Source organism: Agrobacterium sp. ES01 (assembly GCF_050320885.1).
Taxonomy (GTDB): domain Bacteria; phylum Pseudomonadota; class Alphaproteobacteria; order Rhizobiales; family Rhizobiaceae; genus Allorhizobium.
The window spans coordinates 304,380-325,142 of the sequence record NZ_JBNQTH010000001.1 but is presented as its reverse complement, the minus strand read 5'-3'; the positions used below and the strand labels follow the sequence as shown (position 1 = coordinate 325,142).

The following is a 20,763-nucleotide window of genomic DNA, read 5'->3' as shown; positions in this document are numbered from 1 at the left end:
AAGAACCCTCTTGCGAGGGGACCGTGGCGGGGGACCTTTGGACGGGGCCGATGCCAACACATCAGAACCGCGACCGGCAGGAACAAGGCCGGCGCGGTTCTTTTTACGTTTGGCTTCCGTTGGTTATCCTGACCCGCTAGAGCGCTTTCAACACATCTGGAAGCGAAGCTTCAAGAAGGTCCATGGCGGCTGGAACACCGGCTGAAATGCGCACGCATCGATTGAGCGGTGCGACGCCCGGCATGCGGATGAACACCCCATGCTCCATCAATCCGTCGACTACGGATTTTGCATAGGCGCCATCACGCCCGCAATCGATGGTGACGAAATTGGTCGCGGATGCCAGCGGCTTCAGCCCGTTCGTCTCGGCGATGGCGGCAATCCTGTCGCGCGAGGTCTTGATGGCGGCAATCGTCTGGCCGAGATAGGCCTGATCCTCAAGGGCTGCCAGTGCTGCAATGACCGAAAGGCGTGGCATGCCGAAATGATTGCGGATCTTGTCGAAATAGATCGCGGTTTCCGGCGTGCTGATGGTGTAGCCGATACGAGCGCCGGCCAGTCCATAGGCCTTGGAGAATGTGCGGGTGCGGATCACGTTCGGGCAATCGATCAACGCATCGATTTCGGGCACCGAACCCTCTGGCGCCGTCTCGCTATAGGCCTCGTCCAGAATCAACAAAGTCGTTTCCGGCAGCGCCCTGGCAAAGGAGACGATGCTGTCTGCATCCCACCAGCTTCCCATCGGATTGTCGGGATTGGCGAAATAGACGATCGGCGCATTCTCACGGCGAACCGCATCCAGCAGTCCGTCGAGATCTTCGCGATCATCGACATAGGGCACTGTCACCAGCCGCCCGCCGAAGCCGGTGACATGAAAGTTGAACGTGGGATAGCCGCCAAGAGATGTCACAACCGGCATGCCGGGTTCGATGACCATGCGCACGATCAAACCGAGCAGATCGTCAATGCCCTCGCCAACGGCAATATTGGCGGCAGCGACGCCAAGATGCCGGGCGAGAGCCTGTTTCAGCTGAAAGTTTTCCGGATCCGCATAGCACCAGACCTCGCCGGCATTGTCGCGGATGGCCTGCAGCACGGAGGGCGCAGGGCCGAAACCACTTTCATTGGCGCCGATCCGGGCCTTGACCTTGAGGCCGCGATTACGCTCGATGGCTTCGGGACCGACAAATGGAACGGTGGAGGGCAGGGCGCTGATCAACGGTGTAAAGCGCTGGAATGCGGACATTTCTGAAGTTTCCCGGGCATTTGAAAGAGGGCATCTGGAATAGGCGCGCCCACAATAGGGGCTAATTCGCGCTGTGCAAGCACGCCAAGGCCGCAGAAAGACCGGAAATGAAAAAGGATTTGCGCGCCTTCGTCAGGACAGGCGTGACAAAGGGGAGATGCCGCGACGGGTCTTAAAAATCGCGCGGCCTGCGCCCCATGCCGGGCGGAAAGCCGACGGTTGGACCGGGACGTTTCTGGCGCACATCGTCCCCCATCAGGAAGTCCGCACGGATGATCTGCTGCAGGATGTCATCGGGAATGGGCGCAATGAACTTCACCCCGACGCGCGTGCCGTTGCGATAGGCTTCCGCACAGCCGATCCGGCGGGAAATGCCGATGACCTCAATATAGTAATGCAGGCCGAGGCCGGCCGAGGTCGACATTTCCAGCCCCGCGCCGCCGCGGGAAATATCCAGGATTTCGCAGTTGCGGATGGAGATGTTGTTCATGCAGGGGCTGACTGTCCACACACGGGCGGGGCGGCGCACCTGATACCGGTCCCAGCGCCGCTCGTACATTTCGGAATTGACCGTCGCCAGATGTGTTCCAGACTGCATGCTGTCCCTCGATCCTTGGTGTTCAAGAATATCCTCAATCAGCATGCTGCCTGAAAACTGTTCCTGTCAGGTCAATGAAAAGGTTAAACTTTTACACTTGGGTCGATGGCCCGAGCCTCTGAAAATTCCCGGTTTCCCGAACGCAAGCAATTGATGAACGGTAATTCATGGAACAACGGCTCAACCGCACTTGTTACCGATTGGCACACCAATTCGGTGTCATCGACGACAGGAGAAAACCACATGAGCCAATTCAAAGTACCAACCAAGTCCTGGGTGATTGTCTGCGACGGCGCGCGGGCTTTGTTCATTCAAAATGACGGCGATACCGAAAAGCTGAATTTGCGTGTGGCCGAACGGTCGTCCCAGGAGGATGAGCCAAGCCGGGATCTGGGTGCCGATCGGCCCGGTCGCTCGCACCAGTCGGTCGGGAATGGAAGAAGCGCCATGGAAGAGACAGACCTTCATGCGCAGGCCGAGGAGGCGTTTTTGAAAAGGACCGCCGAACGGGTCAACGAGATGGTCTATGACAAGACCATAGAGGATTACGTGCTGATCGCACCGCCGTCAGCGCTTGGCACCTTGAGACAGCATCTCAATGCGGCATCGACGGATGCGGCGAGCGCTGAAATTCCGAAGGATCTGACCAATCAGCCAATCACGGATATCGAAAAGCATCTGACCAGGCTCAGGGCCGCCTGAGCCGATCCGAACGAGGACGAAAGCCGGCACGCCCTTGAAGGCTGTGTCGGCTTTTGTCACATCACTGGCTGAGTTCGAAGGACAGCCGCACCACATGATGCAGGAATTCGGGGTCGATCAGCATATTGAAGCCAACCGTGACCTTTTCTTCCTCGCGGCGGATGACCGTGCAGCCGATCTCGTCGTGAATGCCCAGAATTTCCAGGAAAAAATGGGCCGGCACATCGAACTGGGGGCTCACCTCGAGTTCGGCTCCGTAACGCGAGATCGATTGAATGAGGCAGCGCATCGAACTGGTTGTGCTCAGGCGATGGCCGACAAATATGATCCGCCCCGGCCGGTCGATCCTGAATTTCTCATAGATCTGGTCCGGCGGTATGTCCTGTGTCGTCTTAGGCGTCGTTTGCAAGGGCATGGCACCCTCCCCAGACTTGTTTTTTAGGTACCCACTATAGCGCAGCTTTACGCATGAAGGGTGAAGAGATTTCTTCAAATCCCAACAATCTGCGCCGATCTGCCACAACTGCGAAGACTCTCGGATCGGCCCCGCTTGACAGGATCGCACAGCCCTTGCATATCTCGAAACGGTTCGAGGCACCGGCCGCCCGCAGGCATAATTGCCCCTGGTTAAGTCCTCTTTTCTAAAACTGGTTCAGCCCATCCTGCGCATGCGCAAATGGGGCAATGCGGGTCCCTTGTTTCAGTTGTCGCATGCCTGTTCAGGAAAGAGGCAAGCCATGTCCACATCAATGGCACATCTGACGATTGACGACCTCAAGGCCCAGGCCAAACGCCTGCGCCAGGCCATGTCCGCTGCCGGAACTCCGGTTGGCCACAGCCGCGCACTCGAACTGGTGGCCAAAAGCCATGGCGTGCGCGACTGGAACACACTCGCAGCGCTGGCCAGCCGCCACGACAACGCACCCTTGCCGCCGGCATCGGTCGGCGCTCTGGTCTCCGGCGAATATCTCGGCCAGCGTTTCACCGGCAAGGTGCTTGCCTTGCAACAACTCTCCGACAGCGACTTCTACGCCATCACGCTGCATTTCGACGAACCGGTCGATGTCGTCACCTTCGACAGCTTTTCGGCCTTTCGCCAACGTGTGAACGGCACCATCGACAGGAAAGGCGTCTCCCCAAGACAAACCTCCAACGGCCGCCCGCAAATCGTGCTGGATCGGTGAGGGTAGGTGGGACAAGGCAAATCGGGCAGCTCCGCCCCTTCGTATAAGCAGGGGGCGGAGGTGGAGCCGGGCTTTGGCGCAATGGTTGAAATGGGGCCGGGAGGGGAAGGGCGGGTTTGGAATGGAGGAAGAAATAGCTGCCATGAGCGCCAGCAACCTCCATGCCCGCTTCCGACCCCGTTGCGGTAGTTGCAAGGTCACCGACGGCTTCGCGGATACCGCCGTTCCACTTACATAGCTCGGGAGGCATTCCAGCGGGCTCTAAGCCAAAGGTATTTCGCGAGGATGCCTTCGTCGTTGCGGTGCTGCTCAACCCAGTTGTCGATCTTGCACTGAATGATTTGTGCAAGCTCTTCACTCCTGGCGTAGCCAGTCAAGAAGTCGGTTTCGTAGTAGCCGTCGTCGGCGAGCAAGACAAAATGCCAATCTCTCGGCAGGTTCGAAGCCGCAGCCTCAACATCGAAGTCAAGCGCTCGGTCGATGATAACTCGAGGCATCTTCGCGACCTTGCTTTCGAGATGATACGCGCAGTTCAGCGCTGGTCCGAACGCGATCGCATTCATATGGAATAGCGGACCGACGGTCACTCCCCCACGTATCGGCAGCCCGAGCATCAACATGCTGGTCTGGAATTCCGTGACGAACTTTAGCAGCCGGAACAGGTCATGGTAATCTGAGTAGGGAAAGGAGATTATCAAGCTGTCGGAAAACTGCGAATATTCATCTCGCGACGGCTGATCTGAAGTTTCCGTCTCAACATAATCTCGCGTCCGCGCCACAAAAGACCACACTGCGTTCAATAGGATTTTCCTGAGCTCAGAGTTGGACTCCGATTCTTCCACGGCTTGCCCCCAGCCTAGGATATCGAAGAAGGCGACCGCACGAGTTTGATACTCGAGCGGTGCCTCGCTATCGTAACTGGCGATGAAATTTCGAGGGGTGCGCTTCCTCTCTTGCTCGGAGCTCACCTCAGGTCGATTTCTGGTCGACCGAACGGACACAACATTTCGAAACTGACCATCATGATAGACATCTATTGATCCTTTTCCAAAGCCGCCACTATTGGCCCTCAGGCAGGGAACTGCCGGCTCAGGGGTCAAACTTGAGGTTATTGCAGCCGCACAGCTCAACGAGATGGCGAGCCCAACCACCTCATTAACATAAAATATCAGTCTGCGGCGATGAATTCCAAGGCTTCTGCTTGATCCATGCTTACGATTCGATCGACGAGGCAATCTGGCACACTACGTGCAAAGACAGGCTTCTTCGCAGAGCCTTGTGATGTCGCTGCCTTGTGTACGCCGACCATATTGAGCACACGCAGTACTTTGTTTTCTTTTGCGATAGGATGCCCCCAAGTCTGCCTCACCGCATGTGTACGGTTCCTGTCCTGATCAAGCGGCCCCTTCCCAAGTCGTTCGGAGAGCAAACCAGCCAAATAATCTTCCAGATCAAGTTGCCTCAACAACTCAATGTCGAAAAATCCGACAGCATTTTGCGCGGCACGTATAACGGCAGCGGCTTCCTTAAAGTGAGGCGGCTCCGAAGCGTCAAAATGCTTTAACATATCATTAATCAACAGACCCGCGTAGTCACGCTGAAGCTCGGTATGCTTAGATTTCAGGCAATCCCGTTCGTCTGCCGTTATGTCATTATCTGACAAGGAGTGAACCCTTCGGTTTCTCCAAGCAATCCCAAGGCTTAGGAGGGCAGCGTGTTCCGGAGGCAACGGACCAGCGTGGGCCAGGAAGACCGAAAGCCTCTTGCTCACACTCTGCCCAGTTCCATCCATCGCACTTCGGAAAGCAGACGCAGAAATAGCAAATGGCTTCCTATTTGTGCGCATCATATAGGTGTCAAGTGCATCAACCGCGCGGACTAGAGCAAGATCCAGTGAAAACATCCGGCTTCGGTCTGCCGAATCCTTTGCACTCTTAGGGTTCCATGACGTCCTGAACTCTTCGTCCGGCGTAGCTGTCCCGTCTCTGACCGCTTGCAAGCCAATCAATATTGTAATCAAAAAATGATTGGCCTGTCCGAGAAGCCGTTTGAAGACAGCCCGAGCTTCAGTTCTCTTCAGTTCATAAGACATTTGGTACGCCGTGCGCGAATTGAACGCGCCCGTCCGCTTTGAAGGAGCATATAGAGCCCTTTAAAGGCGGTGCTCAAATCAGAGCTACGGCGCAAGCTACGTTAGACGAGCGGACACCAGGAATGCAAGGAAAATAGACTTCTTGAAGTGCAACAGCAGTCGCGACAAGATTTTATACCGTCAATTTCGAAATTTGAAGTAATGCATCGCCGGCGACGGCAATCGGGCGCCAGGGTGAAAACTCTGTCTGCTTCCATGTGTTGCCAGCCGAGAGCTGTCGGGCAGGAATCCACCCCAAGTTAGTCATACTGTCTGATTTGGCGGGCGGCATCTTTCAGAGGATTCAAAAGAAGACTGAACGGCCGAAATCGCGGCGCGAAGCAGAAATGATTTCCGCAAGGGGGCCGGGAGGGGACTGGCGGGTTCAAGGTCCATGAATGGTCAAGGCGGATATTTTACGCGCAGCTGGCTCGAAATTGCTTTCGACACAGGGCGATGATTAGGTGGTGTTGAGAGCACCCCCTTCTTTGCGCGTCCATACCCGCCTTTCACAGATCCCGCTCGATCGATCCAAGACAAATTCTTGTCGCGTGCAATGAAGGGCTCGTTTGTAAATTCTATCTGGAGGCGAAGCGGTGCCTGGCCGCCGCCGTTTCCGGCATGTAAAACGATACTGCATTTCCTTCCGGGTCGCGGAATTGAAACGTCCTGTTGCCCCAGGGCATCGTCTTCATGTCGTGCACCAGTGGCACCCTTTCCTTTAGCCGCTCGAATTCCGCATCGATATCCTCGACCTGAAATTCCAGATAGGCGGTACGGTTCGATCCTGCCTCGCCGCTTCCTGCTTTCCAAAGTGCGACGGTTTCGGCTGCGCCGATTGCCAGCGTCGCACCGGGGCAGACGATTTCGGCAAAAACCGGCGCAAGCCATTCGGCCTTGACGCCAATGACCATTTCATAAAAAGCGACCATCTTGTTCAGATCGGCTGCAATGAGGCGGACTGATGCGAGTTTCATTCTTTTGCCATTGGTTTGAGGGCTGATCGTTAAATTTGCGACCCGTTGCTTGTGGCACAGCCCTCTTGCCACCATTATGGCAGCAGGAGTCAGTAGCGATGCGCCGTGCCGACCGTTTGTTTCAGATCATCCAGATATTGCGCCGTTCGGAGCGGGCGGTGACGGCGGCTGCAATCGCCGAAGAGCTGGAAGTGTCCAAGCGCACCGTCTACCGCGACATCGCCGATCTCATCGGCCAGCGTGTCCCCATCCAGGGCGAGGCAGGATTTGGCTATGTGCTCGATCGCAATTACGACATGCCGCCGCTGATGCTGACCGTCGACGAAATCGAGGCTTTGGTTTTGGGTGCGCAATGGGTCACGGCCCATTCCGACCGTTTGCTGGCCAATGCCGCGCGTGACCTCGTTGCGAAAGTGACAGCGGCGATCCCTGAAGAGCTTCGGCCGTTCATCGCCGAGCCGAGCATTGCCGCGCGACAACCGCTCTTTCCCGAACCCGAAGATGGGCTTGCCGCGAAACTGCGTCAATCGATCCGCGATGGGCGCAAGCTGCTCATCGTCTACCGTACATTGGATGGAAAAACGACAGAAAGAGTGGTCTGGCCGGTCACTTTGGGTTATGCGGAGACAAGCCGTCTGTTGATCGGCTGGTGCGAATTGCGGGCGGGTTTTCGCCACTTTCGATGCGACAGGATTCAATCTGCGGACATTCTCGATCAGCCGATCGGGTTGCGTTCGGGAGATCTGCGCCACCGTTGGCAAAGATGGCGGGCGCAAGAGTTGATGCGGCTCCAAACTGCGGGGGATAATGTTGCCCTATAGCGGACAGGCTGCGCGCGCGTCAGCGCAACGCCGCGATGGCAGCGTTTGTTATGCCATCAATCTGGAACCCAGGAAAATGAGCCGTTGAAACCGATCCGAACCGACCGTCTGGCGATCAGGAATTTCCGTATGGGCGATGCGGAGGCCTTGTTCGCCTATCTGCGGGAGCCGACTGCGAGTTGCTTCTTCTCGCTAAAACTCGCCGATCTGGCGGCATCCGAAAGCGAGGTTCTAAAGCGCGCTGGCGACGACGAGTATGTCGCCGTTTGCCTGCAGGAATCGGGCGACCTCATCGGCGACCTGTTCGTCCATCCAGATGCCGATTGGCCGGACGATGAAGAAAAAGCGCAACAATCTGACACGGTATCTGTGGGCTGGAACTTCAATCCACTGTTCAGTGGCGAAGGCTATGCGTTCGAAGCCGCACAGGCCCTGTTTGAAGACTTATTCACGCGTCGGAATAAAAGGCGCATCTACGCCTATGTCGAGGATCACAACACCTCGTCGCGGCGGCTGTGCGAAAAGCTTGGCATGCGAAAAGAAGGCCTATTCCTGGAATATGTCACGTTCCAGAACGACAGCGCCGGAAATCCGATCTACGAAAACACCATGCAGTACGCCATTCTGCGGCATGAATGGGATCGACGTTAAACCACCTGTCCAGGGCTGCCTGTTGGTGATCGCGGGCAAGAGCCTTGGTCCGCTTCCCCATCTCGGTCAGGGAGGTGAGGCCAGATAAGCCGCGTGGCTGCCGCGGAAAATCTTGCGGCCGGTGTGAACGGGCGCAATGGGGGGATTATCCGGCGAATGCGATAAGGGCGGCCCCACCCTTATCTCACGCAAATCCATAGAAATCGGCGGTCGCCGCACTTGATGCGGGCGACCGCCGCAATCCTTATTGAAACGCTTGCAGACCGGTCTGCGCACGGCCCAAGATGAGCGCGTGGATATCGTGGGTGCCTTCATAGGTATTGACGGCTTCCAGGTTCATCACGTGGCGGATCACGCCATATTCGTCAGACACGCCATTGCCGCCATGCATGTCGCGCGAGACCCGGGCGATATCGAGAGCCTTGCCGCAATTGTTGCGCTTCATCAGCGAGATCAGTTCGGCCGGTGCCCGGTGTTCGTCAAACAGGCGGCCGAGACGCAGGCACCCCTGAAGGCCAAGCGCGATCTCGGTTTCCATGTCGGCAAGCTTCTTCTGGATCAACTGGGTGGCGGCCAGCGGCTTTCCGAACTGCTTGCGGTCGAGCGTATATTGGCGCGCAGCATGCCAGCAGAATTCGGCAGCACCCATGGCGCCCCAGGCAATGCCGTAACGGGCGCGGTTGAGGCAGCCGAACGGGCCGGCCAGACCCGACACATGCGGCAGAAGGTTTTCTTCCGGCACGAACACGTCCTGCATCTGGATCATGCCGGTGGCCGAAGCCCTGAGCGAGAACTTGCCCTCGATCTTCGGCGTCTCGAAGCCCTTCATGCCGCGCTCAAGCACAAAACCCTTGATCTTGCCGTCATGGGCATCCGATTTCGCCCAGACCACGGCCACATCCGCGATCGGTGAATTGGTGATCCAGTTCTTGGCGCCCGAGATGGAATAGCCGCCATCGACCTTCTTTGCGCGGGTGATCATGGAGCCGGGATCGGAACCGTGATCGGGTTCGGTGAGACCGAAGCAGCCGACCCATTCGCCAGACGCGAGCTTGGGCAGATATTTCGCCCGCTGTTCATCCGTGCCGAAGGCGAAGATCGGATGCATGACCAGCGAGGACTGCACCGACATGGCCGAACGATAGCCGGAATCGACCCGCTCGACTTCGCGGGCAACCAGTCCATAGGCCACGTAATTGGCGCCAACGCCGCCGAATTCCTCCGGAATGGTGGGACCAAGAAGGCCAAGCTCGCCCATCTCGCTCATGATTTCGCGGTGGAAGATTTCATGGCGGTTGGCCTCGGTCACGCGGCTCATCAGTTTGTCCTGACAATAGGCGCGCGCCGTATCGCGGATCATCCGCTCTTCGTCAGTCAGCTGATCTTCCAGCAGAAAAGGATCTTCCCACACGAAATGCGCCATCCTGGCGCGGGCCTGTTCGGGCGTTGCGGTGTGATGGTCACTCATGGGTGCGTCCTTCCGGGAATGGCTGCTTGTTTTGCGACCATAGGTACAACAGCTTTGTCTCCGAGAAAAGCCCGAAGATTCAGGCTTTTCATCTCATTCTCGATCTTGCGGCGAGGACTTAAATCATTCCACTGGGGAATGAGTTGTTGGGTGCGTTGCGTCTTCTTTGGATAGGCACGGGGTTGTCGAGCCGGCGACATATATGGTTACCACCCATGACGCCGTTTGCCGGCCCTGCCATCCTTGACGGGGTGATACCGTCACGGTATCGCTGGACCGCAGATTGCCCGCCGCAAGACGGGAACTTCAGTGCATGGCAGGAGTACGGCGTGACGGACAGGCTGGTCATCATCGGGGCAGGGCAGGCAGGTTTTGCGCTTTCTGCCAAACTGAGAATGCTGGGCGACATGCGGCCGATCACCATGATCGGTGCCGAACCGGAGATCCCCTATCAGCGACCGCCGCTTTCCAAGAAATATCTGCTCGGCGAGATGACGTTCGAGCGCCTGACCTTCCGTCCGGCTGAATGGTTTGTGGAAAACAAAGTCGAGCTCAAGCTCTCCACATGGGTAGACGCCATCGACCCTGCGGCACAGACAGTCACGTGCCGGGGCGGGGAAGAAATCGCCTATGGCACACTGGCCTTTGCCACCGGCTCCACGCCGCGCCGCCTGCCGGCAGCCATTGGAGGCGATCTGAAAGGCGTGTTTGTCGTGCGCGACAAGGCCGATGCGGATTGCCTGGCGGTGGAGATGAAGCCGGGTCGCACACTGCTGGTGGTCGGCGGCGGCTATATCGGCCTTGAGGCAGCAGCCGTGGCCCGCAATCTCGGTCTGGATGTCACCGTGATCGAAATGGGGGAGCGCATTTTACAGCGTGTCGCCTCGCGGGAAACAGCCGATGCCATGCGGGCGATCCACGAAAGCCATGGCGTGACCATTCGCGAAAAGACCGGTCTGGTGCGGTTGATCGGAGAGAACGGACATGTCACCGGCGCCGAACTGGCCGACGGCACGACGATGGCAGTTGATCTCGTGATTGCCGGGATCGGTGCCAGCGCCAATGATGCGCTGGCGACTGCAGCAGGCCTTGCGACGTCGAACGGTATCGTCGTCGATGAATATGCGCGTTCGTCCGATCCGAACATTTACGCTATGGGCGATTGTGCCGTTCTTCCGTGGAAGGGCGCGCAGGTGCGCCTGGAATCGGTGCAGAATGCCATCGATCAGGCGGAAGCCGTAGCGTGCCTGCTGGTCGGTGGAACAGAGCCCTATCGCCCAAAGCCGTGGTTCTGGTCGGATCAATACGATGTCAAGCTGCAGATCGCAGGCTTCAATCTCGGTTTCGATGAAACTCTGGTTCGTCCGGGCAGCCGCGAAGGCAGCCGGTCGGTCTGGTATTTTTCCCATGGGGAACTGATCGCAGTCGATGCGATCAACGATGCGAAGGCTTATGTGACCGGCAAACGCCTGCTGGATACCGGCAAGATAACGCCTGATCTGGCGATTCTGGCCGATCCTCAGGCGGATCTCAAACAGCTGCTGCAATAGAATTGTATCGAGGGGGTGGGGGGCACTGTCCGGTTCGCGGTACATTCCCCTTGGCGTGGATCGTACAGGGATTTTCAGATAGCGGGCGAGGGGCGGGACTTGCTGCGCCCTAGCGCCCGCCACGCTCCAGAATAGGTATGCACATATCCAGATCATGCGATGCCAGATGCGCATAACGCATGGTCATGGACAATGTCTGGTGACCCAGCCACATCTGCACACGGCGGATATCGATACCACCCTGAACCAGACGCGATGCGCATGTGTGGCGCAGGACGTGCGGAACAACATCCTTGTCGTCGCCAAGACCGACAGTGGCCTTGCAGGCATGCCAGCAGGTGCGAAAACGCTGCTGATCGATCATGGAAAAGGGGCCGGGCTTGCGACGATCGCCGTTTTCAACGGCCTTGCGGGCGCGATCGGTCAACGGAACCGAGCGGCTGCGGCCGGATTTGGTGACCCAGAAGGTCGCGCGGCAATCGGAGATATCGTTCCAGCGCAGATTGAGCGCTTCGCTCAGACGTGCTCCGGAATCCACCAGGAAGACACAGAGACGATAATAGTCATCCGACTGGGACCGGATGGCTTCAAACAGATCGTGTTCTTCCACGCCGTCGAGAAAGCGGATTCGTCCCGCACTTTCCTTTTGGCGTTTGAACTCCGGCAAGCTGTGAATCTCGCCCATCTTGTTGGCCTTTCGCAGCAATTTGCTAAGGGCCGCCATCTTGCGATTGATCGTTGCGTTACTGTTACCGCGCTTGCGCAGGATGCCAATCAGGCTGTCGAGCATATCCTGGCTGAAACAGGCGAATTCCGGTTCAACCAGAAGGTCGTGCATTTCGTGGATGAAATTCGTCACATTGTATTTGTGAGGACCGTTCATCCACAGGATGTCACCATATTTGCGAAACATCTCCCGCAACGACGTATTTTTCACGACAGATAGCCTGGCTCTTTCGCCATGCTGATAGTTTACGCTGTACTCGGGTACATTACCCGTAACGAACGACGCGCCGATACCGGCCTCTACGCTGCTCAAAACCAGTCCCCCTTAAAGAGACGAACGAAAAACGCTCGCCGCACACTGAGTAGTGGAGCAAATTGTTATAGTCAATAAACGATATGCAGCAATACGGTCCCATCGTATTCACATATCTATCTTACAAAGGCTTCAAATACGGTCCCATCGCATTGTCGGCCATCGCCCTTTCAGAGGGCAGAAAACCCGGCCCTAAGGCCGGGTTCCCGTTTCGATCAGATGATCGAATTAGAACGAACGCTGCAGACGGAAGTAACCGCCGAAGTCTTCGGTTACATCGTCATACTCGACGGTAGCGCGAGCAAGCAGGTTTTCGACTGGGTAGTAGTCGAAGGTTACGCCGTAAAGGAAGCGCTCTTCGCCGTTGCCGTAAGCTGCTACGCCCGATGCACCGCTCTTGGTGTAGTCATCCCAGTACTGAACAGACGGGGTGATGGTCAGCTTTTCAGTAGCCTTGAGGGCGTACGAAGCAGCAATCGACCACTCGGACTGATCCCAGTAGGCGTTGTCGCCTGTCGAGTAGACAGCAGCAACCTGAAGCGAACCGGGACCAACATCAGCCTTAACGATACCGCGGATAGCGCCTTCTTCGGTGTTGTTGTCGTACGAACCGAGCAGGTTTGCGGACACTGGACCGAAGGCAACAGCGAGGTAACCGGTCACACCGATATCGTGGTATGTGTCACCTTCGAGTTCGTCCAGCGAGATGCCAGCTGTGAAAGCGTCGGCTGCGTAAGTGTATGCAACCGAGACGAATTCGGTTGTGTCGCCGAGGCTGTCGGTTTCGCCAGCAATGCTCGAATCCCACCAGCTGTAGAACCAACCAGCCTGGAAGCCGCCGAGAGCGATATATGCCGAGTCAGCATAGATATCGTTGCCGCCGTTGTTCGATGTGTCCATTTCGAAGGTGATGTAGGACTCAAGAACACCGAGTTCGGTGTCGCTCTTGGCCGAGAAGTTAACCCAAGCAAGGGTCTTCATGTCCCAGTCGTCGCCGTACCAGCCAGAAGCGCTGCTACCGTTAGCGTCACGGCTATCCTGCGTGCCGAAGTCGACCTGGAAGCGCATCGCACCAGAGATCTGCAGGCAGGTTTCAGTGCCAGGGATATAGAAGTAGCCGGTGCCGAAAGCGTCGCAAACGCGAACGTATTCCATAGGCTCAGGAGCAGCAGCGACGATGGCGTCAGCGGCCTGCGCGCCAGAAACTGCAGCAAGTGCGGCAGCGGAACCGAGCAAAAGGCTCTTGATGTTCATTATTGACCTCCAGTCAAGTTTGATATGGGTCTGGGTGTTTTGGCTGAAGGACAGCATTCCCTGCCCCATCCCCGTCGATATTCAGAAGACGGACGATCCACCGCCTCGCTTCCGATGTTGAAAATACAAAATGAATGCCGTCATGCAATCAACAAACCGTCGTTTGAAACTTTTCTGCCCCCCCTTCCGTCCATGATGTTGCTGAAAGGACACAAACGGGGTGCTGGCGGCGATGATCTGTTTACTGATTGTTAAGAAAGGCTTTGTTTTTTCAGCACTTACGCTCACGACCGAAGCTGCAGATGGAAGGCCGCTGTTTCACTATATATAATAGACGGCTATGCCGTCATGCGGAGAGAAGCCCGGAATTGCGGCGTTTGCTAACTGTTGCGTTTTGGTTTTGCGCTCCCCGGGAATAAGTGAGCCATGATCTTTTTTCAGGGCCTTTGTCGTTTGAAGAGAGATTTCGGCCCGAGTCACTGGAAAAAAATCGCCGCTGATTCTGGCTTCGGCGATTCGGTCGCCTCATTCCATCGCGGCGATCGTCGGTGATTCACTCAATGTGGACGGTGCGGGGTGGCGTTCCTCGCCTCTTGCGGTGGAAAAAGCGGTAGCCGGTTAAAAAGCCTTGCATTCGTAGTTTCGACGCAATAATCAGGCGTCACCGGAGAGGTGGCCGAGTGGTCGAAGGCGCTCCCCTGCTAAGGGAGTATACCAGAGATGGTATCGAGGGTTCGAATCCCTTCCTCTCCTCCATAACCCCAGCATTCATATAGTCTGCTCGAAAGTGCCGGTTTTCCGGCTCTTTTTACGATTTGGGCACGCCGCACATATCTCGTTGCGCCTTGGCTGCTGCGTTGATTCCCGGTGTTTTCAGATAGACCATTGAACAGCGGCGTCTCGATACGGATAATAGGTATGGCGTGTGGAGCAGGTGCTGTATCCGCATATCACCATTGTTGGCGGGTTAGAGCCGGGAGCTGGTAAGGCGGTCATGATCAGCGTTTTCGAGCGGGCGGCGCTTCTGGCCGGTCGCGCCATTCTTGAGGTTTACGAGGCTGGGCCGGATATTTCCTTGAAGGCTGACTGCTCGCCGGTGACCGATGCTGATAACCGTGCAGAGGCCATTATTCTGGGCATCCTGGCCGATTCCTTCCCTGATATACCCGTCGTGGCCGAAGAAGCCGTTGCCGCCGGTCATGTTCCCGATATTGGCAGTGGTCGCTTTATTCTGGTTGATCCGCTCGACGGGACAAAGGAATTCATCGATCGAAACGCCGATTTCACAGTCAATATTGCCCTTATAGAGAATGGGGCGCCGATCATGGGCGTGGTCTATGCGCCGGCAAAGGGCGTTGCCTATCTGGGATCGGCCAGTGGGGCGGAAAAACTGACCATTACTGGCCAGTTTGACGTGACTGAGCGCCATCCGATCCAGGCTAGAAAGAGCTGTTTGCCTGTTATCGCAATTGCCAGCCGTTCCCACAACAGTGCGGAGACTGACGCTTTTCTACGTGACAACGGCATCAGCGGCTGCAAATCCATTGGTTCATCGCTGAAATTCTGTTTGTTAGCCGAAGGCCAAGCGGATGTTTATCCCCGCTATAGCCGCACCATGGAATGGGATACGGCGGCCGGCGACGCCGTGCTTCGCGCTGCAGGTGGCCTGACAACCACTCTCGACGGACATCCGCTTGTCTATGGCAAGCGAAACCAGGCGGCCGATTGCGATTTTGCCAATCCGTTTTTTATCGCCCGGGGTGCCTGAAAGGGCGACGCATTTTGGGGTCCCCTTATTGCAGACGTTTTACCGCGAACATCAAAGCGCGCCGTGCCTCAATGATATGCACCTCAAAGTCCGGTGCCATAAGAGGCCCGACCGCTTGCCAGAATGGAAGCGCTTCGGGGGCTATATCCTCAATAATAACCCACCCTTCAACTTTGATCTTATTGAGAAAATAGGAAAGCGTGGTCAGATTGGCATCTGGCGAATGCAGCCCGTCATCGATCACAAGATCAATACTGTCTTCAGGTATATTCAGGTCCAGGAAGCTCTCGGCCGCAGTCTGGTCAACCCAATGTGTGTGTATTCGACTTTCTTGAAATAGAACGCCTCGATCTATATCTGCTCCCTCAATCTTCGCATTAGCGAAGTAGTCGCGGAATGCGCGCAGCGAGGCTCCAGGTTTGCCGAAGCGGCCCATATTAGAGATTACATGGGTGTTATTCGTGCCGAGACCGACCTCAAATACAGAGGTGACAGTCAGCGGATCTTTGAACAGGGACGCATAAAAAAGATGGTAGTCGTGCGTTGTTGCTTTGTCGCTTCCGTAGTCCGTTAAAAGGCTACGGAGCTTTTCCGTATTTTCCTTGCCTCGTTGGGATCTATCCTCAAACGTCGCGACAGACGCCAACTCGGGGAGAGAGGATGCGAGTCTTTTAGCAGCAAACTTTGAGAAAACGGGGAATATGTGCTCGGCCGTGGCAAGTGTCATCCGCGCACGGTCAATGTATTTTCCGCCGCTATGCGGCGCATAGAGCGGTAGAGCCGAACAGAGATCGTAGTTCACCAATCGAGCTGAGTTAATTGCATTCCGCCAACGTCGTCGCGAAAAAAACGGCAAATTTGTGCGTATGTACTTTTTGATATCCCTACCGCGAATTCTGTCCACGTTGTCCCCAACCCAAAATCAATTGCTATGGCGATAGTTGTTAGCGTCTTCGCGGCAAGTGACACAATCATAAATTGACGTTTGTTCGCAAACGGATTGACGACAGCAAATCATTCGTCGACCTCAGATTTGAGATTTTTTAATCAAGTATATGATTTATATGAATATATTTGGATTTTAGCGACCCTTCGATGCTCATAATTGACTGGAGGTCAATAATGAACATCAAGAGCCTTTTGCTCGGTTCCGCTGCCGCACTTGCTGCAGTTTCTGGCGCGCAGGCCGCTGACGCCATCGTCGCTGCTGCTCCTGAGCCTATGGAATACGTTCGCGTTTGCGACGCTTTCGGCACCGGCTACTTCTACATCCCTGGCACTGAAACATGCCTCAAGATCGGCGGCGAAGTGCGTGCGACTCTGCAGTTCGGTGATGCCTATGACGATACGGATTACGCTGCCGGTGCGACGTCCAGTGCGGACCAGGACAGCGAAACCTGGGATTACGAACTGCGTGCTCGCGTAGACTTTGATACCAAGGCCGACTCCGAAATCGGTGTCATCGGTGCCTTCATCGGCATTGAAGCCAACATGGACGGTGCACGTCCTTGGGCGTACAACTCGACTCTTGGCGCTCCTGATCAGCGTGGATTTGACAACGACGTTTATGTCCGGTCTGCCTATATCACGGTCGGTGGTTTCAAAACCGGTTATACGACCTCTTTCTGGGATGACATCGGCATCTCTGGTGAAAACGATTACTTCACCGATACGACCACCTTCTTCTTGGCGAGCTACACTTACTCGTCGGATGCTTTCAGCGTAGGCGTCGGCATTGACGATCTCTCGCAAAGCTACACCGGAGACGAAGTTGGTATCGAAGGCATGGTTTCGGCCGCGTTCGGTCCGGCAAGCCTCGGCGTTTATGGCGTGTATGACTTCGGCGCCGAAGAAGGTTCTATCGCAGCTCAGTTGTCCGCTGGCGTTGGCCCGGGTACGTTTGAGCTTTATGGTGCCTATGCTTCCGGCGCGTCGGTTTATGCTTCGGACGCAGAGTGGACCCTCGGTGCCGCTTACGGCTTTAAGGCGACCGAAAAGTTTACGATCACTCCTTCGGTTAACTATTGGTCGGATGTTGGCTTCGCAAGTGGTGTCGACGCTTGGGGTGCGGGCCTGCTTGCCTCTTACGAACTTACGAGCGGCCTGACGCTGTCTTCGACTGTCGATTACTACGACGAAGACGGTTCCGACGGCGACTGGTCTGGCTTCTTCCGCCTGACCCGTTCGTTCTAATCTGATCTCCTGATCTGATTACGGAAAGCCCGGCCTCATAGGCCGGGCTTTTTGCATTCTATGGTTGGAGCTTTGATTACATTGACCCGTGATCAGCCGCCCGAGACAAAATCTCCAATCGCCGCGCCGATCCCTTCCAGATGCAAGACCGGCGCGTGGCCCTGTCCTTCGGCGATCACAACCGTAAGCCCGGCATGCTTTTCGGCCATCCGCGCAACAATACCCTCCGTCAACAGCTTGGAATTCTCCCCCTTCACCACCATCACGGGCAGACCCGCAAACTTATCGAATTGCGGCCAAAGATCCGATGGCGGTTTGCTGAGGTCGAGATCGGCAAACTGGCGCGCGATCGCCGGATCGACATCGGGACGGATCATGCCATCCACCTCGCGGTAGATGGCCGCTGCCATATCGCGGAAATCATCCGCTGAAAGTGCCGTAAATTCAGCGCCATGGTTATCCCGAACATAAGCCGTGGCCTCCTCCCAGTCCTTGGGGGCGGGGCGAGGCGAGGTCAGATAACTTTGAATATGTCGCAGCCCTTCGATGCCAAGTTCCGGCCCGACATCGTTCAAGACAACCGACTCAATCAGCTCCGGTCGCATGGCGATCAGCAGATGCAGGATCAAGCCGCCGCGCGACGTGCCGATAAAACTGGCTTTGGTAACACCGAATGCCGCGCAGGCCGTCAGGACATCGCCTGCCTCGACAACGAGATTGTAGTTCTGCTTGTTGTCGTCCCAGCCTGAGAGCCCGCGGCCCCGCGAATCGAGTGTGATCACGCGGCAAGAACTGTCCCTGTCAGTCAGCTGCACCGCCAGATCATGGAAGTCGCGGGAGTTGCGGGTCAATCCGGGCAGGCAGACAATGGTTCGGGTGGCCTTCGGATCACCGTAGATCCGGGCATACAGCTTCAGTCCATCGCTGCTGTCATAATATTCCTCGCTGAAACCACTTTGCTGACCCATGAAATCCTCCAATGACTGGACGCTTCACGCGATGAGCTAGCGTCCATAGCGCAGATCGTGCTCGATTTCGGCCTTCTGGCCAAGCCGCACTTTGTAGACCTCGTAGTTTTCCATCACCCGCTGCACATAGTTGCGCGTTTCGGGAAAGGGAATGCGCTCGATCCAGTCCACCACGTCGTCAATGGGCCGGCCCGTCGGGTCGCCGTAACGGGCAATCCACTGCGGAACCCGCTTTGGGCCAGCATTATAGGCAATGAAGGTCAGGATGTAGGATCCGCCGAAACTGTCGATCTGCTCGCCCAGATAATGCGCCCCGAGCGTGGCATTATATCCCGCATCGCTGGTCAGTCTGTCCGGCGAATAGGCAATTCCGTGCCGACGGGCGACACCCTTGGCGGTTCCCGGCAGTAATTGCAGCAGTCCGCGGGCATTGGCAGGCGAAACGGCTGCCGGATTGAACGCGCTTTCCTGTCGCGCAATGGCGTAGGCCAGGGCCGTGCCCGAGCCCGCAATATTGGCACTGGCAGGGATGACGCCGATCGGAAAGGCAAGCGCCGGCACATCGATACCGCGTCCATAGGCGATCTTGCCGATCTGCAAAGACAGTTGATGATCGCCGGATTTCTCTGCCTTGGCCGTCAGCAAAGCAAGCTCGCCGGGCGAATCGAGTTCGTTTGCAAGTGCGCGATAAAGGCTGGCCGCGCGCCAGCCATGCCCCGCCTGCTCGAAACGCGAAATGGCCTGAACTGCCTCGCGGCGTCCGAATCGGGTGCGCTCCGCTTCATTCGGCGCGGGATAATCTATCTTCAAATTGGATTGCTTGAGACGCGCTGCCGCGAGCTGGCCATAGAATGTGCTGGGAAAATTGGCGGACTTGCCGAAATTGGCCGTCGCTCTGGCCTTGTCGCCGGCCTCTTCTGCCGTTCGGCCCAGCCAATACCAGGCACGCGAGGCTGAGATCGGCCCGCTGGAGACGCTGAGGATCTTGCTGAAATGTCTGGCTGCCGCCTTTGTGTCATCCAGCCCGCGCAGCGCAAACCAGCCTGCGTGAAATTCTGCGTCAACAATATCGGTCGGTTCCGTGGCAAGATGGTTGGCAACAAGTCGGTAGGCCTTGCTGAATTTCCCATCATCCGCCAGCCCGCGCGCGGTGATGCGCTGTTCGTTCCACCACTCGCCGGGATTGATCAGCTTTTTCGGATCGTGCGGCGCCTTGGCCAGCAGCGCTGCCGCCTCGTCATACTTGTCCTGATGCCGCAGGTTCTCAATCTGGATGAAAAGATATGCAGGGTCATTGACCCATAGATTGTCCACCGCCTGGATCAGCTCATCTGCCCTGGACGAGCGATTGATGACGGCACTCCAGGCATTATAGAGCGACGCTGCCTGACCCAACTGCGAAAAGCGTTTCGCCTGGGTCACGCGGCTGCGATAGAGCAAATAGTCCATCCGGGCCTTGTGATCTTCGACGGATAGCAGACCGGGAAAGGCGTCAAGGATTGTGTCCTCGAGCTTGGTGTTGAGGGCGTCGCCGTGCCACAGACGAAGGATAAGCGCGCGTGCTTTTGTCTTTTCGCCTTTGGCAAGCTCGGCTTTGGCAAGAACGATGGTTCCTTCAACCGTCTCGGCGCGACTGCTGCCAAAGGCTGCAAGCACCTGATCCGCCGGCGGATCTTCCCGGTAGAGCGCCCGTTCCGAATTGGCCCGAAGGGCTGCCAGACCGGGCCAGGTCTTCAACTCGCGCTGGGCAGCGGCAATGTCTGCGGATGGAACGCTGCTGAGCCCCGACATGGCAATCGACCATGTCAGCATATGGCGATCGAGCGATTGTTTCATGCCGTTTCGGATGGAGAGTGCCTGAGCACCGTCCTTGTTGGAAAGGGCGTCCAGACCGGCCTTCAGATCGCTATTGACGGGCGCAATTGGCGCGCCATGGTCGGACAGGCTTTCGGCAAAGGGGGCAGGCGGTTTGACAGATGGAACCGGTACGAAGCCAAGCGCATCTTCAGCCACAGCCGGGGCAACGCAGGCGACCCAGATAGCAATTGCGGATGCAAGACAAACACGGCGTGTCATGGGGCTCCTTGAAGCGGCATGGCATTCTGCCGCCCGGTGCAACGCGATTGGCCGAAGCATACCACATCCGAAAGATTTCGGGCTTTTACGTTGGCGATTTCTCGCTTAAAAGCCTTGGGCACGCCAGCTTGTCGCCG

At 56.7% G+C, this 20,763-nt stretch carries 19 protein-coding genes and 2 tRNA genes; 8 read left to right on the top strand and 13 right to left on the bottom strand.

The features are described 5' to 3' along the window. Positions 1-136: 136 nt before the first annotated feature. Both ACQQ2Q_RS01695 and ACQQ2Q_RS01690 read right to left on the bottom strand, forming a co-directional pair. A complete protein-coding gene (locus tag ACQQ2Q_RS01695; protein WP_428185286.1) occupies positions 137-1,246 on the bottom strand; it encodes a pyridoxal phosphate-dependent aminotransferase in 1,110 nt (369 codons plus the stop codon). Positions 1,247-1,418: 172 nt separating this feature from the next. After that, positions 1,419-1,844 (bottom strand): PilZ domain-containing protein, encoded by a 426-nt coding sequence (locus tag ACQQ2Q_RS01690; protein WP_428185285.1) that lies wholly within the window; start codon positions 1,842-1,844, stop codon positions 1,419-1,421. 243 nt (positions 1,845-2,087) lie between these two features. Between ACQQ2Q_RS01690 and ACQQ2Q_RS01685 the strand changes: the two genes are divergently transcribed. After that, complete coding sequence (locus tag ACQQ2Q_RS01685) at positions 2,088-2,546, top strand: host attachment family protein (protein ID WP_428185284.1); 459 nt, start codon at positions 2,088-2,090, stop codon at positions 2,544-2,546. Positions 2,547-2,607: 61 nt separating this feature from the next. Here ACQQ2Q_RS01685 and ACQQ2Q_RS01680 read toward each other — a convergent pair whose 3' ends face one another. Beyond that, a complete protein-coding gene (locus tag ACQQ2Q_RS01680) occupies positions 2,608-2,961 on the bottom strand; it encodes a hypothetical protein (RefSeq protein WP_428185283.1) in 354 nt (117 codons plus the stop codon). A gap of 322 nt (positions 2,962-3,283) precedes the next feature. Between ACQQ2Q_RS01680 and ACQQ2Q_RS01675 the strand changes: the two genes are divergently transcribed. Continuing rightward, positions 3,284-3,730: a glyoxalase superfamily protein gene (locus ACQQ2Q_RS01675; protein ID WP_428185282.1), complete on the top strand. Its 447-nt coding sequence runs from the start codon at positions 3,284-3,286 to the stop codon at positions 3,728-3,730. Between the two features lie 230 nt (positions 3,731-3,960). Here the strand turns inward: ACQQ2Q_RS01675 and ACQQ2Q_RS01670 are convergent, their stop codons facing one another. The 4 genes from ACQQ2Q_RS01670 to ACQQ2Q_RS01655 all read right to left on the bottom strand — a co-directional run bounded on the left by ACQQ2Q_RS01670 (position 3,961) and on the right by ACQQ2Q_RS01655 (position 6,838). After that, positions 3,961-4,698, bottom strand: coding sequence for a hypothetical protein (locus tag ACQQ2Q_RS01670; protein ID WP_428185281.1), 738 nt, complete (start codon positions 4,696-4,698; stop codon positions 3,961-3,963). Between the two features lie 200 nt (positions 4,699-4,898). Beyond that, a complete protein-coding gene (locus ACQQ2Q_RS01665; protein ID WP_428185280.1) occupies positions 4,899-5,822 on the bottom strand; it encodes a hypothetical protein in 924 nt (307 codons plus the stop codon). A 1-nt stretch (position 5,823) separates the two neighbouring features. Further along, positions 5,824-5,915 (bottom strand) — tRNA-OTHER (locus ACQQ2Q_RS01660). 524 nt (positions 5,916-6,439) lie between these two features. Further along, entirely contained in the window at positions 6,440-6,838 is a 399-nt protein-coding gene (locus tag ACQQ2Q_RS01655) for a VOC family protein (protein WP_428185279.1), read from the bottom strand. A 98-nt stretch (positions 6,839-6,936) separates the two neighbouring features. Between ACQQ2Q_RS01655 and ACQQ2Q_RS01650 the strand changes: the two genes are divergently transcribed. Together ACQQ2Q_RS01650 and ACQQ2Q_RS01645 are read left to right on the top strand one after the other, a co-directional pair. Beyond that, positions 6,937-7,659 (top strand): helix-turn-helix transcriptional regulator, encoded by a 723-nt coding sequence (locus ACQQ2Q_RS01650; protein ID WP_428185278.1) that lies wholly within the window; start codon positions 6,937-6,939, stop codon positions 7,657-7,659. Between the two features lie 84 nt (positions 7,660-7,743). Beyond that, entirely contained in the window at positions 7,744-8,310 is a 567-nt protein-coding gene (locus ACQQ2Q_RS01645) for a GNAT family N-acetyltransferase (RefSeq protein WP_428185277.1), read from the top strand. A 244-nt stretch (positions 8,311-8,554) separates the two neighbouring features. On the opposite strand, the gene ACQQ2Q_RS01640 is transcribed toward ACQQ2Q_RS01645, so the two are convergent. Beyond that, positions 8,555-9,778, bottom strand: a complete 1,224-nt coding sequence (locus ACQQ2Q_RS01640) for an acyl-CoA dehydrogenase (protein ID WP_428185276.1) — start codon at positions 9,776-9,778, stop codon at positions 8,555-8,557. A 329-nt stretch (positions 9,779-10,107) separates the two neighbouring features. Here ACQQ2Q_RS01640 and ACQQ2Q_RS01635 point away from each other — a divergent pair, with 329 nt between their 5' ends. Beyond that, positions 10,108-11,328, top strand: coding sequence for an NAD(P)/FAD-dependent oxidoreductase (locus ACQQ2Q_RS01635; protein ID WP_428185275.1), 1,221 nt, complete (start codon positions 10,108-10,110; stop codon positions 11,326-11,328). A gap of 109 nt (positions 11,329-11,437) precedes the next feature. On the opposite strand, the gene ACQQ2Q_RS01630 is transcribed toward ACQQ2Q_RS01635, so the two are convergent. Beyond that, positions 11,438-12,367, bottom strand: a complete 930-nt coding sequence (locus ACQQ2Q_RS01630) for a tyrosine-type recombinase/integrase (protein ID WP_428185274.1) — start codon at positions 12,365-12,367, stop codon at positions 11,438-11,440. Positions 12,368-12,595: 228 nt separating this feature from the next. After that, positions 12,596-13,621, bottom strand: coding sequence for a porin (locus tag ACQQ2Q_RS01625; protein WP_428185273.1), 1,026 nt, complete (start codon positions 13,619-13,621; stop codon positions 12,596-12,598). A gap of 666 nt (positions 13,622-14,287) precedes the next feature. On the opposite strand from ACQQ2Q_RS01625, the gene ACQQ2Q_RS01620 reads away from it, so the two are divergent. Both ACQQ2Q_RS01620 and cysQ read left to right on the top strand, forming a co-directional pair. Next, a tRNA-Ser gene (locus tag ACQQ2Q_RS01620) sits at positions 14,288-14,377 on the top strand. 238 nt (positions 14,378-14,615) lie between these two features. Then, positions 14,616-15,389 carry a 3'(2'),5'-bisphosphate nucleotidase CysQ gene (gene cysQ / locus ACQQ2Q_RS01615; protein WP_428186458.1) on the top strand — a complete coding sequence of 258 codons (774 nt, stop codon included), beginning with the start codon at positions 14,616-14,618 and terminating at the stop codon, positions 15,387-15,389. 25 nt (positions 15,390-15,414) lie between these two features. Here the strand turns inward: cysQ and ACQQ2Q_RS01610 are convergent, their stop codons facing one another. Further along, the gene (locus ACQQ2Q_RS01610; protein ID WP_428185272.1) at positions 15,415-16,191 is read right to left on the bottom strand and encodes a hypothetical protein; all 777 of its coding nucleotides are present in this window, start codon (positions 16,189-16,191) and stop codon (positions 15,415-15,417) included. Between the two features lie 320 nt (positions 16,192-16,511). Here ACQQ2Q_RS01610 and ACQQ2Q_RS01605 point away from each other — a divergent pair, with 320 nt between their 5' ends. Beyond that, a complete protein-coding gene (locus ACQQ2Q_RS01605; protein ID WP_428185271.1) occupies positions 16,512-17,582 on the top strand; it encodes a porin in 1,071 nt (356 codons plus the stop codon). 92 nt (positions 17,583-17,674) lie between these two features. Here the strand turns inward: ACQQ2Q_RS01605 and ACQQ2Q_RS01600 are convergent, their stop codons facing one another. Further along, positions 17,675-18,550, bottom strand: coding sequence for an alpha/beta fold hydrolase (locus ACQQ2Q_RS01600; RefSeq protein ID WP_428185270.1), 876 nt, complete (start codon positions 18,548-18,550; stop codon positions 17,675-17,677). A 36-nt stretch (positions 18,551-18,586) separates the two neighbouring features. Then, positions 18,587-20,626, bottom strand: a complete 2,040-nt coding sequence (locus ACQQ2Q_RS01595) for a lytic transglycosylase domain-containing protein (RefSeq protein WP_428185269.1) — start codon at positions 20,624-20,626, stop codon at positions 18,587-18,589. Positions 20,627-20,763 lie beyond the last annotated feature (137 nt).